Origin of the sequence: Citrobacter sp. MGH104, from assembly GCF_001034485.1 — a bacterium.
Lineage (GTDB): Bacteria > Pseudomonadota > Gammaproteobacteria > Enterobacterales > Enterobacteriaceae > Citrobacter > Citrobacter freundii.
The window spans coordinates 2607231-2622341 of the sequence record NZ_KQ089818.1 but is presented as its reverse complement, the minus strand read 5'-3'; the positions used below and the strand labels follow the sequence as shown (position 1 = coordinate 2622341).

Here is a 15111-nt window from a genome sequence, read left to right as displayed (position 1 = left end):
ATATAAGTTGGGCAGGCCCAAACCTGCCCGCATTTATAGGAAGTCTGTTATGTATTATTTAAAAAACACTAACTTTTGGATGTTCGGCTTTTTCTTCTTCTTTTACTTTTTTATTATGGGCGCGTATTTCCCCTTCTTCCCTATCTGGTTACACGAGGTAAACCATATAAGCAAAGGCGATACCGGCATCATCTTCGCTTGTATCTCACTGTTTTCTTTGTTATTCCAGCCAATTTTCGGACTACTATCCGACAAGCTTGGCCTGCGTAAACATCTACTGTGGGTAATTACCGGCATGCTGGTAATGTTTGCCCCGTTCTTTATTTACGTTTTTGGTCCGTTATTACAAGTTAATATTTTACTGGGTTCAATTGTCGGTGGGATTTACCTTGGCTTTATTTACAATGCCGGCGCTCCGGCGATTGAAGCCTATATTGAAAAAGCCAGCCGCCGAAGCAACTTTGAATTTGGTCGCGCGCGCATGTTTGGGTGCGTGGGCTGGGCGCTGTGCGCCTCGATTGCCGGCATTATGTTCACCATCAATAACCAATTTGTCTTTTGGTTAGGCTCCGGCTGCGCGGTCATTTTGGCATTGCTGCTGTTATTTTCAAAAACAGATGCCCCCTCTTCTGCAAAAGTCGCAGATGCGGTAGGCGCCAATAACTCGGCATTCAGCCTGAAGCTGGCGCTGGAGTTATTTAAACAACCAAAACTTTGGTTCCTTTCCTTGTACGTAGTTGGCGTTTCCTGTACTTACGATGTGTTTGACCAGCAGTTCGCCAACTTCTTTACCTCGTTCTTTGCCACCGGCGAACAGGGTACCCGCGTGTTTGGCTACGTCACGACGATGGGAGAATTACTCAACGCCTCAATCATGTTCTTTGCGCCGCTGATTGTGAATCGCATCGGCGGCAAGAACGCCCTGCTGCTGGCAGGTACGATCATGTCGGTAAGGATTATTGGCTCCTCATTCGCCACCACTGCGCTGGAAGTCGTTATTCTCAAAACGTTGCATATGTTTGAGATACCGTTCCTGATCGTCGGTTGCTTCAAATACATCACCAGTCAGTTTGAAGTGCGTTTCTCGGCGACGATTTATCTGGTGTGTTTCTGCTTCTTCAAACAGTTAGCAATGATTTTCATGTCAGTTCTGGCCGGGAAAATGTATGAAAGTATTGGTTTCCAGGGAGCTTATCTGGTGCTGGGGATTATTGCGCTGAGCTTCACGTTGATTTCCGTATTTACCCTAAGTGGACCGGGGCCGTTTTCCCTGCTGCGTCGTCGCGAAAGCGTCGCGCTGTGAAAGCATCTTTGCCGGATGCACCTCACGTGGTTTATCCGGCCTACAACGCGTCATCTTCACACGACCATCCTGACCTGAAGGTTTAAGTTCTGCGGGCAACAAACCGCTTTTTTACCGTTATGGTAAAACGGGGTGAGAAGCCAGGTCATAGCATGAGCAGAAAGGCAATTGCGGTAACGGCGCTCTTTATCAGCGCACTACTTTCAGGATGTGGCAGCATTGATGCACGCACGGCAGGCGAGAATTCAGATACCTATTACGTGGGTATGCATCATGATATTGATAAACTAAAAAACCCAGGCGCTTACGATTATAACTATTTCGATTTAGCGCTGTTGTTTGTTGATGTGCCGTTATCGTTCGTGGCCGATACGGTTTATGCGCCGTTTGATTACTATCACGGGCCGTATAAGAAAGTGGATTAGAACGTAGGCCCGGTAAGCATCGCGCCACCGGGCATCACACGATGTTACTCCTCGATCGCCTGACGGATTTGCTGCAGCGACGCGGGATCGTCAATGGTCGTCAGATCGCCGGGATCGCGGCCTTCGCAGATCGCCTGGATCGTCCGTCTGAGCATTTTACCGGAACGTGTTTTCGGCAACTGCGACACAAACCAGACGTGTGCCGGACGGCCAAAGTTGCCAATCTGGCTGTCCACCAGCGCCATAATCGCCTTCTCTTCCGAATGTGCGATGTCGCGATCTTCAAGGCTGTCGCTCTGTTTCGGAATAACAAACGCGACCGCTACCTGCCCCTTCAGCGCGTCCTTCACGCCGACTACCGCCACTTCCGCAACGTTCGGATAGCTGGAAATACTCTCCTCGATCTCGCGCGTCCCCAACCGGTGCCCTGCCACGTTTATCACGTCATCCGTACGCCCCAGAATGAAGTAATAGCCGTCAGCGTCACGAATGCCCCAGTCAAAGGTGGCGTACACCTGGCGAGAAAACAGCGACCAGTAGGTATTCACAAACCGCGCGTCATCCCCCCAGATAGTCTGGATACAGCCCGGCGGCAGCGGCCCTTCAATCACCAGCATGCCCTTCTCATTCGCCGCACAAGGTTCACCGGTCACCTCATTGAGCAGTTGTACGTTGTAGCCGTACATCGGCACGCCGGGACTGCCCAGACGCGACGGCCTGTCGTCCAGCCCGCGGGCAATTGCCATAATCGGCCAACCGGATTCGGTCTGCCAGTAGTTATCGATAACCGGGACGCCCAGCGTTTCCGTTACCCAACTGGCGGTTGGTTCGTCCAGCGGTTCCCCCGCCAGATACAACACCTCCAGCGAGGAGAGATCGTGATTACGGATTTGCGCGGTCGGGAATTTCTTCAGCACGCGGATGGCGGTCGGGGCGGAGAACATCCGGCAGACCTGATACTTCTCAACAATTTTCCACCATACACCACAGTCCGGATACGTTGGCAGACCTTCGTAAACCACCGTCGCCATCCCCGCCAGCAGCGGGGCATACACGATATACGAATGCCCAACTACCCAGCCGATATCCGACGCGCAGAAGAACACGCCGCCCGCTTTACCGCCGAAAATGGTGTCCATCGAGGTCGCCAGCGCGACCGCATAGCCGCCAACGTCGCGCTGGACGCCTTTCGGTTTACCGGTTGTCCCGGAGGTGTAGAGAATGCAGGACGTTTCGTTTGATTCCAGCCAGACAACTGGTACCCTCGTGCCGAGATGCTGTTGGCGCAGGGCGGCAAAGTCGAGGTCACGTCCCTCGACCCGCGCCATTTTCGCCAGACCGCGATCGACCAGCACCACATGACGCGGTCGGTGCTGCGCCTGTTCGATCGCATCATCGAGCAGCTTTTTATACGGCAGGATCTTGCCCCCGCGCGCCCCGGCATCCGCCGAGACGATAACCACCGGTCTGGCGTCGTCGATGCGCGCCGCCACGCTGTGCGAGGCGAAACCACCGAACACCACCGAATGAATTGCCCCAATGCGTGCGCAGGCCAGCAGCGTAATGTGCGCCTCGGCGATCATCGGCATATACACCAGCACCCGATCGCCACGCTGTACGCCCAGCGACAATAGCATCGCCGCCGCGACGTTCACTTCGTCATACAGCTGACGAAAGGTAAAAGTGCGTTCTTCTTCAGTTTCTGATGACACAGCAATCAGCGCCAGCGCGTCAGGCTGTTTCTCCAGCCAGCGGTCGATGGCGTTATGGCACAGATTGGTCGTGCCGCCGCAAAACCAGCGGGCAAACGGCGGGTTGCTGTGGTCCAGTGCCTTCGTATACGGCTGCTGCCAGTCAATACGCTGGGCCTGCTCGGCCCAGAACGACTCCGGTTGCGTTATGGAACGTTGATAAAACTCGCTATAAGACATAATGCTCTCCTGTTGAACTTACGCCTTGCTGCACGCTGGTTTAAATAATGAAGAGATCCATATACTCATTGACCGGCATCTGCTCCAGGCGAGTTCTGTCCAGGGAGACATCCAGGATGCGCTGCTGCTGACGGGTCGGGAACTGACGCGCCAGGTTGATTTTGAACTTCTCGACCAGCTTCGGCATGCCGTCAGTACGACGACGCGCATGGCCGATTGGGTATTCCACTACCACTTCTTCAAAGCGTGAGCCGTCGGTGAATTCCAGAGTGATGGCGTTGGCGATGGCGCGTTTTTCAGGGTCGTGGTAATCGGCGGTAAAGGCCGGATCTTCGAAGCAGTTGATCTTCTCGCGCAGTGCATCAATGCGTTTGTCCTGCGCCACGCCGTCTTCGTAATCTGCCGCCGTTAAGCGCCCGAACAGCAGCGGAATGGCCACCATATACTGGATACAGTGATCCCTGTCCGCCGGGTTATTCAGCGGGCCTTTTTTATCGATGATGCGGATACAGGCTTCGTGCGTACGAATGGTCACTTTTTCGATATCGGCAGCGGTCTTACCTGCGGCCTGTAGCTGCTCGTACAGCGTCATGGCCGCTTCTACCGCGGTCTGCGAGTGGAACTCGGCCGGGAAGGAGATTTTAAACAGCACGTTTTCCATCACATAAGAGCCGTACGGGCGCTGGAAGCGGAAAGATTCGCCTTTGAAAGAAACGTCATAGAAGCCCCAGGTTTTCGCCGTCAGCGCAGACGGATACCCCATCTCACCGGTTTTAGCCATCAATGCCAGACGTACCGCGCGCGAGGTCGCATCGCCTGCGGCCCAGGATTTACGCGTGCCGGTATTTGGCGCATGGCGATAAGTACGCAGCGACTGGCCGTCGACCCACGCCAGCGACACGGCGTTGAGAATTTCATCCCGGTTCAGGCCAAGCATCTCAGCGACCACCGCCGTGGAAGCCACTTTTACCAGCAGGACGTGATCGAGACCAACACGGTTAAACGAGTTTTCCAGTGCGATACAGCCCTGAATCTCATGAGCTTTGATCATCCCGGTCAGCACCGTTTTCATGGTCAACGGCGCTTTCCCCACCGCCACCGCATTACGCGACAGCCAGTCAGCCGTGGCCAAAATACCGCCGAGGTTATCAGAAGGATGACCCCACTCAGCGGCAAGCCAGGTATCGTTGAAGTCCAGCCAGCGGATCATCGCACCGATGTTAAACGCCGCCTGCACCGGGTCGAGCTGGAACTGGGTGCCAGGTACGCGCACGCCGTTCGGTACCACTGTACCTGGGACGACCGGCCCCAGCAGTTTTTTACAGGCCGGATATTCCAGCGCTTCCAGGCCGCAGCCTAAGGTATCAAGCAGGCAATAATGCGCAGTGTCATACGCCACCTTCGAGGTGATCTCGTAGTTCATGACGTAATCAACGATATCAACGATTTCACGGTCAAATTCGGGGCGGACGTTCGAAATATGTGCGGACATAGGGTACATTTCCTGTTTTTTATCTTTAGAGGTTTTTGAATTAGCAACGTTTTTCAATCGGGACAAATTCGCGATCTTCCGGGCCGGTATAGTTGGCGGAAGGACGGATAATTTTATTGTCCTGGCGCTGTTCGATGATGTGCGCCGCCCAGCCGGTGACGCGGGCGATAACAAACAGCGGGGTGAACATTTCGGTGGGAACGCCCATCATGTTGTAAGAGACCGCCGAGAACCAGTCGAGGTTGGGGAACATCTTTTTCGTTTCCCACATTACGTCTTCCAGACGGTCAGCGATGTTGTACATTTTCAGCGAACCACCTTCCTGAGAAAGCTGTTTCGCCACGCGCTTGATCACCTGATGGCGCGGGTCGGCGATGGTGTAAACCGGATGACCAAAGCCAATCACCACTTCTTTGTTTTCCACGCGTTTACGGATATCCGCTTCGGCTTCGTCCGGCGTTTCGTAGCGCTGTTGGATCTCCAGCGACACTTCATTCGCCCCGCCGTGTTTCGGTCCACGCAGTGCGCCAATCGCGCCGATAATCGCGGAATACATATCGGAGCCGGTCCCGGCAATCACGCGGCTGGTAAAGGTGGAGGCGTTAAATTCGTGCTCGGCGTACAGCACCAGCGAAATATGCATCGCTTTTTCCCAGCTTCGCGAAGGCTTTTCGCCATGCAGCAGGTGCAGGAAGTGACCGCCAATGGAATCATCGTCAGTTTCCGGCTGAATACGCTCGCCGTTATGGCTGTAGTGATACCAGTACAAAAGGATTGAACTGAGCGATGCCAGTAGCTTGTCGGCAATATCGCGCGCGCCGGAGACGGTATGACCTTCTTTTTCCGGCAGCGTACAGCCCAGCGCGGAGACGCCGGTGCGCATCACATCCATCGGATGCGAGGCAGCAGGCAGCGCTTCCAGCACGGTGCGTACGTTAGCAGGCAGTCCGCGCAGCGCTTTGAGTTTGCTTTTATAGGCGGTGAGTTCATCGCGGGTGGGTAATTTCCCGTGGATCAGCAGATGCGCGACTTCTTCAAATTCGCACTGCTGCGCCAGGTCGAGAATATCGTAGCCACGATAGTGCAGGTCGTTACCGCTTTTGCCTACGGTACACAGCGCGGTATTTCCGGCGGCAACGCCTGACAGCGCAACCGATTTTTTAGGTTTAATGACATGGGTACTATTTTGCAGGATCGTTGTGTCGCTCATGTTGTCCTCGTCATTTTTATAATATGTAGGGTACAAATTTATTGCCGGATGGCGGCTGTGCCTTATCCGGCCTACGACGGTTACTTTTTGCTATACAGCGCGTCGAGTTTCTCTTCGAACTGGTAATAATTGATGCTTTCGTACAGCTCGTTACGCGTCTGCATAATGTCGATCACGCTCTTTTGCGTTCCTTCCTGACGCAGCACGTTGTAAACCTTTTCCGCAGCACGGTTCATAGCGCGGAAAGCCGACAGCGGATACAGCGCCATCGCGACGTTTGCGCTGCGCAGTTCATCGGTGGTGAACAGCGGCGTAGCGCCAAATTCGGTAATGTTGGCAAGGATCGGCACCTGCACCGCGTCGGCAAACTGGCGGTACATCGCAAGCTCGGTGATGGCTTCCGGAAACAGCATGTCCGCGCCTGCTTCGACGTACGCCTGGGCACGATCGATGGCTGCCTCTAACCCTTCCACCGCCAGCGCATCGGTCCGCGCCATGATGACAAAGTTGGGATCGGTACGTGCATCCACCGCGGCGCGGATCCTGTCGACCATCTCTTCTTTAGAGACGATCGCTTTGTTCGGGCGATGGCCGCAGCGCTTAGCGCCGATCTGATCTTCAATATGCAGCGCTGCAGCACCCGCTTTGGAAATCGACTTCACGGTACGCGCCACGTTGAACGCTGACGATCCAAACCCGATATCCGCATCCACCAGCAAGGGCAGCGGGCAAACATCAGTAATGCGACGAATATCGGTCAGCACATCATCAAGGGTTGAAATACCAAGATCCGGCAGCCCCAGTGACCCCGCAGCGACGCCGCCGCCGGAGAGATAAATCGCCTGATACCCGGCACGTTGGGCCAGCAGAGCGTGATTGGCGTTGATGGTGCCCACGATTTGTAATGGATTTTCTTTGCTGAGCGCGGCGCGAAACGCCAGCCCTGGGGAGTGTAGAGACATATCCAGTCCTCTTGTTATCAACTTGTTAGCATTCGTTGATTTACTTAAAGCAAGGGGTATGCCAAAGACCTTAATTTTTAATTAATTTATACATCCCCCTTAAAAAACAATATGTTAACATAAATTACTGTATCTTTGATGCACAAAAGCGTGTCAGCTATCGTTTCATGAAACGTTCCTTCACGTTTCATTGCAACATTTATGAAACACAACTAAACCCTAATACTCAGTTCCTTACTTTTTGGGTTGGTTATGGCTGATACGCATCTTCCACCGCGGGTGAACGACGACAAACCGGTTATCTGGACGGTTTCGGTCACGCGTCTGTTCGAACTGTTTCGCGACATCAGCCTGGAGTTCGACCACCTGGCGACCATCACCCCCATTCAGCTTGGTTTCGAAAAAGCGGTGGCGTATATCCGCAAAAAACTGGCTACCGAGCGTTGTGATGCCATTATTGCGGCGGGCTCCAACGGGGCGTATCTGAAAAGCCGTTTATCGATCCCGGTGATCCTGATTAAACCCAGCGGATTTGACGTGCTACAGGCGCTGGCAAAAGCAGGAAAGCTCACCTCGTCGATTGGCGTCATTACCTATCAGGAAACCATTCCTGCGCTTCTCGCCTTTCAAAAAACCTTTAATTTGCAGCTTGAACAGCGCAGCTATATCACCGAGGAAGATGCCCGCGGGCAAATCAACGAGCTGAAGGCTGGCGGCACGCAGGCGGTAGTTGGTGCGGGATTGATTACCGATCTGGCAGAAGAAGCAGGTATGACCGGCATCTTTATCTATTCGGCGGCCACCGTGCGCCAGGCCTTTGTCGATGCGCTTGATATGACCCGCCTGACGCTGCGTAGAAACGGTCAGTACGCTTCTGGCGATACGTTACGCACCCGCTACGCGCTCGGTGATATGCGCGGTCATTCTGCGCAGATGGAACAGGTGCGACACACCATTATGCTCTACGCCCGCTCGCGTGCGCCGGTGCTAATTCAGGGTGAAACCGGTACGGGCAAAGAGCTGGCGGCACAGGCCATTCACCGTGAGTTTTTCACTCGTCAGGAGAATCGGCGCGGTAAACCCTCGCCGCCGTTTGTTGCCGTCAACTGCGGAGCAATCACCGAATCATTGCTGGAAGCGGAGCTGTTCGGCTATGAAGATGGTGCCTTTACCGGCTCTCGTCGGGGAGGACGCGCGGGCCTGTTTGAAATTGCTCATGGCGGAACCCTTTTTCTTGATGAGATAGGCGAGATGCCGCTGCCGTTACAAACCCGGCTGCTGCGCGTACTGGAAGAAAAAGAGGTCACCCGAGTCGGTGGGCATCAGCCTATTCCGGTCGATGTCCGGGTGATTAGCGCCACACACTGTAATCTGGAGCAGGAGATGAAACAGGGGGAGTTTCGTACCGATCTGTTTTATCGCCTGAGCATTTTACGCCTCAAGCTGCCGCCGCTACGCGAGCGCTTGCCCGATATCCTGCCGCTGGCAGAAGGTTTTTTAAAACAGTCGCTGGCGGAAATGGATGTGCCGTTTTCTGAGCCAGTACGCAAGGGGCTGGGTTTAAGTCAGCCGACGTTACTGAATTATGGCTGGCCGGGGAATATCCGCGAACTGCGTAATATGATGGAGCGCCTGGCACTATTTTTAAGCGTCGAGCCGCAGCCGGAGCTGAATGTTGATTTTTTACAACAGCTATTACCGGAACTGGCCATTGTTGCAGACTCACCACAATCATCGTCATTGCTGACGCCGCAGCAGGTGTTGGCACAATTCAATGGTGATAAAACCGCGGCTGCACGCTATCTCGGAATTAGCAGAACCACGTTCTGGCGCAGATTAAAAGAAAACCCGCCGGTACAATGACCGGCGGGAATCGTGATTTTTACAGCAGCGTATTATTTTTTCTTGTAGATATTGGCTGTGCCATGGATTTTATTATCCGTTTGACCGGAAGTTAATACCACAACATCGGCACCTTTCTCTTCGGCTTTCTTCAGCAGTTCTTCTTTGGCATCTGCGACAGAAACTTCATTGCTCGTTGAGATATCACCGATTTTTGTGTACTGCGACTCAACCTTTTCAAACTCAAGCTTTGTCATAAACTCCGCGGCATATGCGTTGGTCACGACAAAAGCTAACGCACCAATAAGTACTTTAATTCCAGTTTTCATAGACCAGCTCCAGGTTTTGTTATGACGCCATCATCGATCCCTGAACATGAGATAACGCGATTCAAGGATGATTAATAACTAGTCCAGCCTGGATAAAAAATCCACACTCAGCAGAAATATATAGGAATTTTGCAGCGCAGAAAAAACCGGCCGTCGAGTATCAGCACATCAACCAGATCAAAGTTTCAATAGCCAGTGTGAGTTGATCCTCAGAACAGCCAGCTCGCTGAAATTATAGTGTTAACTTTATGAATATTTGAGGAATGGTTGTCTATGGAACCGCTACACGCCGTCATGCTCACCGTCAGCCTGTTTGTTTTAACCTTTTTTAACCCCGGCGCAAATCTGTTCGTAGTGGTACAAACTAGCCTGGCATCCGGACGACGCGCAGGTGTGATGACCGGTCTGGGGGTCGCCTTAGGTGATGCGTTTTACTCCGGCCTTGGGCTTTTTGGTATGGCAACGCTAATCACCCAGTGTGAAGAGATATTTTCATTGATTAAGATTGTCGGCGGCGTCTATCTGCTGTGGTTTGCCTGGAACAGCATCCGCCATCAGGCCACGCCGCAAATGCCCACGCTACAGCAGCCGATTTCCGCCCCCTGGTATGTATTTTTCCGCCGAGGATTACTAACGGATTTATCGAACCCGCAAACCGTACTGTTTTTTATTAGTATCTTCTCGGTCACCTTAAGCGCAGACACACCTACGTGGGCCAGAGTGATGGCCTGGGCAGGTATTGTGTTGTCTTCCGTTATCTGGCGTATTTTTCTCAGCCAGGCATTTTCTTTGCCTGCAGTGCGACGGGCGTATGGTCGCATCCAATGCGTTGCCAGCCGAGTCATTGGCGCAATAATAGGTGTCTTCGCGCTCAGGCTTATTTATGAGGGTATTAGCCATCGATAAGAGAGTTTAACTTGACCATCGTGAGGTAATTGTCCGTAATACTGCCTGAATTTTTAATCGCATGTTGAGTGGCAGCGAGATGGAACAGATTGAACCGGTAAACGACACATTACTCCTTACAGAATGGCAGGCGCTGATACGACAAACATCGCCTGACGTTCACACGCTCCTCACATCGTTAAGCGATGAAGAGATCCACCATTTAGTGACCGTTTTTTATGACTATATGCTCTCTCATGCCCAGAGTGCATTGTTCCTCAATACAGAACAGGTCAGTACCCGCCTCAGCGGCAGTATGTTTGACTGGTTACGCAGCGTGCTCGGCAGCGCGCACGAAGATCTCTCACAGCTGCTGGCCAAACAACGCAAAATTGGCGTAGTGCATGCCCGTATCGGTCTGCCCATCGATCTGGTGAACCGCGGCGCGCGTAAGCTCAAAGATGAGCTGTATCGGGTGTTGAAAACCAAAGCTGACGACTCGTCTTCCCTGCTGAGCAATGCTATCTGTTTCAGCAGTCTGGCAATGGATACTGCGCTGGAGGCCATGACCGTCTCCTATTCCCCAAGCTACCAAAACTCCCTGCATACACAAGAGCAGTATCGTCTGCAGACTATTTACGATGACGTTAACGTCGAGCGCGAGCGGCAAATCCGTTCGTTTACCGACTGGGAAAACCAGTTTATCTATAACATTGCTACCGGAATGCCTTTCGGTGAAATGGTGTTTCTGGCGAACTCTGATTTTGGTATGTGGTTCTCACATAAGGGAAAACATATTCTTGGCAACAGCAATTTGCTCAAAGAAATGGAATCACTGATTGCAGAGATCGACACCCGTCTGACGACAACCCTGTCACCTCAGCATCAGCCCACAGAACCCGAGCGGATGAGCTTATTACAGGATGTTCGCCAGCTGTCGGCAAAAATCCATTTCCTGCTCGCTTCAATGTTTGAGGCGCTGGTTAAGCAGGAAAATGGTAAAGATTCGCTGACCCAGTTGCTTAATCGCCGCTTTATTCCGACCATCATGCGACGTGAAATCTCGCTGGCGTTACATGCGCGTAAGCCTTTTAGCCTGGCGATGCTGGATATCGACTACTTCAAGCAAATTAACGATAACTTCGGGCATAATATCGGCGATCTGACGCTCAAAAATGTCGCAGCGGTCATTTATGAACATATCCGTAGCAGCGATTACGTGTTCCGCTACGGTGGTGAAGAATTTATGATTCTGCTCGTCGAGTCAGATGAATCGCAGGCCAGTATTATTCTGGAAACGCTGCGCATGAAAATTGCTGAGATGCGCATGGCAGCCTCTGCGACAGAAACGTTTTCTATTACCGTCAGTATCGGTATTGCCGAATATGATTATCATCCCGACTACAAACAGCTGGTTGATAAAGCCGATCGCGCACTTTATCTGGCAAAAAGTAATGGTCGCGACCGCGTTGAGGTTTATCAGGAATAACCATTGCCCTGCAGAGAAATAAATACCCCGTTCAGGGTATTTATCTGGCTTGTGATAAATATCGAGCTGTTATTTTTATTCAGGCATATTTGCATGATGAAAATAACAGCCACGTAATAAGATGCAAATCAAATACACCAAATCTAAATAGCGCTAGCATATCCCGGTGATAACGCCTTCTGAATGCAGAAGGGGAAATATGAGGGATAGTATAAAATCATGAATGGGAAGAAGAGAACGCGCTGGCAGCGCCGTCCTGGCACGATCGGAGGCAAACTGCCGTGGAATGACTGGCGAAATGCCAGCAGTTGGCGAAAAGCCACCCAGTTTCTCCTGCTGGCTATTAATATTTATATTGGCGTAACGTTCTATTACTGGGTCCGCTATTTCGAAACCGCCGGCACCAGCGTCTATATTCCAAGGCCTGGTGGTATTGAGGGATGGCTACCGATCGCGGGCTTGATGAATATCCGTTATACGCTGGAGACTGGTTTTCTTCCTCCTATCCATGCCGCCTCCATGCTGCTGTTAGTTGCGTTTATCCTGATTAGTCTGTTGTTAAAAAAAGCCTTCTGTTCGTGGTTATGTCCAGTGGGCACACTGTCCGAACTGCTCGGCAATCTGGGGAAAAAAGTCTTTGGTCGCAACTTCACGCTGCCGCGCTGGCTGGATATCCCGCTGCTCAGTCTAAAGTATCTGTTGCTGAGTTTCTTTTTGTATATCGCCCTGTCGATGCCTGCACAGGGGATTCAGTATTTTCTAATGTCGGCCTATGGCATGATTATCGACGTGAAGATGCTCGATTTCTTTCGCCATATTGGCCCCGCTACGCTCATCTTTGTTGTCGTTATCAGCGTCCTGAGCCTGTTTATTCGCAATGCCTGGTGCCGTTATCTGTGCCCTTATGGCGCGCTGCTCGGCCTGTTCTCGCTATTCTCGCCGTTTAAAATCCGCCGTAACGCAGACAGTTGCATCGACTGCGGAAAATGCGCGAAAAACTGCCCGTCGAATATCCCTGTCGACAGACTGATTCAGGTGCGTACCGTGGAATGCACTGGCTGCATGACCTGCGTTGAATCCTGCCCGGTAGCCTCAACGCTGAGCTTTTCACTGCAGACTCCGCCTGGCGCACAATCAGGGCATAGCGCAGCGCCGACACCATGGTGGCGACAAGGTAGGTTATCAGGGTGGACAATGACGCTACTGCTGCTCGGTATTCTGTTTGCCGCCGTAGGTTATGCGGTGTACGCCAACGTCTGGCAGACGCCGGTGCCGGATCATATGTATTTCCAGCTGATCCCGAAGGCCAGAATGATCGGCCATTAATGGTTTGAACTGTCTGCATTTATGCCGGGTGGCGACGACACCCTACCCAGCCTACAAAGCGGATATCACCGGTTTATTTCTTCGCCCCGGATTTACCAATGCCCCGATACAGTTCGTTAATCCGCTTCACGGATTTAATTGATCGCTGCGGCGCAGTGGAAGCGACAGACAGCACAATCATTTCCAGACACACCAACACCGTACCGTGGAGCGGCATTTTCCCATTCTCGCCGCCGCGCGGCACGTTAATCACCACATCCGCTTCTTTACTAAAACGGGAGTCCAGCGCGTTCGTCAGTAAAATAACCGGGACACCCAACCGCCTGGCCTCGCGAATGGTCGTCAGCCCTTCACGATGCGGAGATTTCTGCGCCATCATGATCAGCACATCTCCACGCTGCAATGCGATCAGTTGCTCCGCGAGGTTAATCCCAGTGCGATTAAATGCTACCGCAGGCAGGCCAATACGGCTGAGCAGACGAACGGTATAATCCGCCAATACGCCGGATGCGCCGATACCAAAAATTCCCACCTGACGGGCTTCTACCAGTAATGCCACCGCCTGGGCAATTGCATAGCGGTTTTGCGGTGTAGAAAGCGCTTCGCAGGTACGCTGATGCCCCTGCAAGACAAAATCAATACTGGAATTAACATCGCAAGAGAGCGTATTCACCGTGGTGGTCATCTTCTCTTCTGAGGTCACGCCAGGGCCAAACCAGTGTTCAATGGTCTGCTTTAAATCGCGCAACCCGGCAAACCCCAGCGCCTGAATTGCCCTGACCACCGTCGCGTCAGATGTTTGCGTGGCGGCAGCGATTTCTATCGCTGTAAACTCCAGCACCACTTCGCGGTTTTCGTTGATATAACGCGCCACGGCCTGCATACGTGGCGAGAGTAAATGCGCCCGGGCGCGAAAACGGTCACCATAGACATCAATACGGTTTTTGGCTTTTTTCGCCGTCAGCATGGTTATTTAGCCTCCGGTAGCCATCGTCCGGCGATGTGCGTTTGCACCTGCGCCACCATCAGACTGAGCGAGGCATAGGAATTAGATATCGCCTCTTCACGGGAGAGTAAAACGTAATGTCCGCGCTGGCAGGCGGTCAGGAACTCACACCAGCCAGGCATCACCGCATCCATCGCCGCGATTTCATCCTGCGGTTTACCGCCGGTATCGCCACGCCAGGTCGCGAAGACAAAATCGGCATCCAGTTCAGGCAGACGTTCCGCACTGACATCAATGCGCCCACCCGGCGGAATACTGTCGATAATCTTCGGGAAAGTGAAACCAGCATCGCGTAAAACTCGCCCCAGGGAATGATAGGTGTGCAACGCATTGATTTTGCCCTGATTGGCCTGTATTACCGCCACAGAGATGTGCTGCGTATCGACCGTCCGCTTGAGCTGGGCTATTTCTTCACGGTAGCGCCGTTCCAGCAATGCCAGCCGGTTCTGCGTACCGGTAAGCTGCGCCAGCTTGCGGTAGATTTCCGGCGCACCGCCATCAAGATGATCGATGCTGACCGTCGGCGCTATTTTTTCCAGTTGCTCAATCGGCGTGTTACGGCTGGGTTCGGTGATAATTAAATCCGGTTTTGCCGCCACAATGGCTTCAATATCAATGTCTGCCGTACCGATATACGTCATGTTCGAATTATCAAAATCCACGCCGGTCAGCAGCACGCCGGAGCGTAAAAAATGGCTGCCATCCGGGCGCGTTCGGCCATGACTGGCCACCGGAGGCACGCCAAGTTCGATCAGCGGAATAGTGATGTCGAGATCGTGCAATGACACAATACGCTGCGGATGCAGCGGCACGTTCACCACTCGCCCGAGATCGTCAGTAAATGACTGAACAGGCACTGCCGCCTGGACGGTGCAGCCGACCAGCAGCAGCAATGAAAAGATTAAACGCAT

13 protein-coding genes are annotated in these 15111 nt (G+C 52.7%); 6 read left to right on the top strand and 7 right to left on the bottom strand.

Annotated elements, in window-relative coordinates:
* The first annotated feature begins 49 nt into the window (after positions 1–49).
* Both SK34_RS12285 and SK34_RS12280 read left to right on the top strand, forming a co-directional pair.
* Positions 50–1303, top strand: coding sequence for an MFS transporter (locus SK34_RS12285; RefSeq protein ID WP_003847667.1), 1254 nt, complete (start codon positions 50–52; stop codon positions 1301–1303).
* Positions 1304–1455: 152 nt separating this feature from the next.
* On the top strand, positions 1456–1728 hold the full coding sequence (locus tag SK34_RS12280; protein WP_048233140.1) for a YceK/YidQ family lipoprotein: 273 nt from the start codon (positions 1456–1458) through the stop codon (positions 1726–1728).
* Between the two features lie 44 nt (positions 1729–1772).
* Here SK34_RS12280 and prpE read toward each other — a convergent pair whose 3' ends face one another.
* From prpE to prpB, 4 genes are all read right to left on the bottom strand, one after another.
* On the bottom strand, positions 1773–3659 hold the full coding sequence (prpE, locus tag SK34_RS12275; RefSeq protein WP_048233139.1) for a propionate--CoA ligase: 1887 nt from the start codon (positions 3657–3659) through the stop codon (positions 1773–1775).
* Positions 3660–3699: 40 nt separating this feature from the next.
* Complete coding sequence (locus SK34_RS12270; RefSeq protein WP_016149668.1) at positions 3700–5151, bottom strand: bifunctional 2-methylcitrate dehydratase/aconitate hydratase; 1452 nt, start codon at positions 5149–5151, stop codon at positions 3700–3702.
* A 40-nt stretch (positions 5152–5191) separates the two neighbouring features.
* A complete protein-coding gene (gene prpC / locus SK34_RS12265; RefSeq protein WP_003838667.1) occupies positions 5192–6361 on the bottom strand; it encodes a bifunctional 2-methylcitrate synthase/citrate synthase in 1170 nt (389 codons plus the stop codon).
* Between the two features lie 80 nt (positions 6362–6441).
* The gene (prpB, locus tag SK34_RS12260; RefSeq protein WP_003021316.1) at positions 6442–7323 is read right to left on the bottom strand and encodes a methylisocitrate lyase; all 882 of its coding nucleotides are present in this window, start codon (positions 7321–7323) and stop codon (positions 6442–6444) included.
* Positions 7324–7575: 252 nt separating this feature from the next.
* Between prpB and prpR the strand changes: the two genes are divergently transcribed.
* Positions 7576–9186: a propionate catabolism operon regulatory protein PrpR gene (gene prpR / locus SK34_RS12255; RefSeq protein ID WP_048233138.1), complete on the top strand. Its 1611-nt coding sequence runs from the start codon at positions 7576–7578 to the stop codon at positions 9184–9186.
* A gap of 32 nt (positions 9187–9218) precedes the next feature.
* Here prpR and yahO read toward each other — a convergent pair whose 3' ends face one another.
* Positions 9219–9494 (bottom strand): DUF1471 family periplasmic protein YahO, encoded by a 276-nt coding sequence (gene yahO / locus SK34_RS12250; protein ID WP_003021310.1) that lies wholly within the window; start codon positions 9492–9494, stop codon positions 9219–9221.
* Between the two features lie 273 nt (positions 9495–9767).
* Between yahO and SK34_RS12245 the strand changes: the two genes are divergently transcribed.
* The 3 genes from SK34_RS12245 to SK34_RS12235 all read left to right on the top strand — a co-directional run bounded on the left by SK34_RS12245 (position 9768) and on the right by SK34_RS12235 (position 13194).
* A complete protein-coding gene (locus SK34_RS12245; RefSeq protein WP_048233137.1) occupies positions 9768–10400 on the top strand; it encodes a LysE family transporter in 633 nt (210 codons plus the stop codon).
* A gap of 79 nt (positions 10401–10479) precedes the next feature.
* Positions 10480–11868, top strand: a complete 1389-nt coding sequence (locus SK34_RS12240; protein ID WP_003847680.1) for a diguanylate cyclase — start codon at positions 10480–10482, stop codon at positions 11866–11868.
* A gap of 219 nt (positions 11869–12087) precedes the next feature.
* The gene (locus tag SK34_RS12235; protein WP_048233130.1) at positions 12088–13194 is read left to right on the top strand and encodes a 4Fe-4S binding protein; all 1107 of its coding nucleotides are present in this window, start codon (positions 12088–12090) and stop codon (positions 13192–13194) included.
* A gap of 73 nt (positions 13195–13267) precedes the next feature.
* On the opposite strand, the gene SK34_RS12230 is transcribed toward SK34_RS12235, so the two are convergent.
* Together SK34_RS12230 and SK34_RS12225 are read right to left on the bottom strand one after the other, a co-directional pair.
* The gene (locus SK34_RS12230) at positions 13268–14161 is read right to left on the bottom strand and encodes a MurR/RpiR family transcriptional regulator (RefSeq protein ID WP_003021298.1); all 894 of its coding nucleotides are present in this window, start codon (positions 14159–14161) and stop codon (positions 13268–13270) included.
* 2 nt (positions 14162–14163) lie between these two features.
* A complete protein-coding gene (locus SK34_RS12225; RefSeq protein WP_048233129.1) occupies positions 14164–15111 on the bottom strand; it encodes an ABC transporter substrate-binding protein in 948 nt (315 codons plus the stop codon).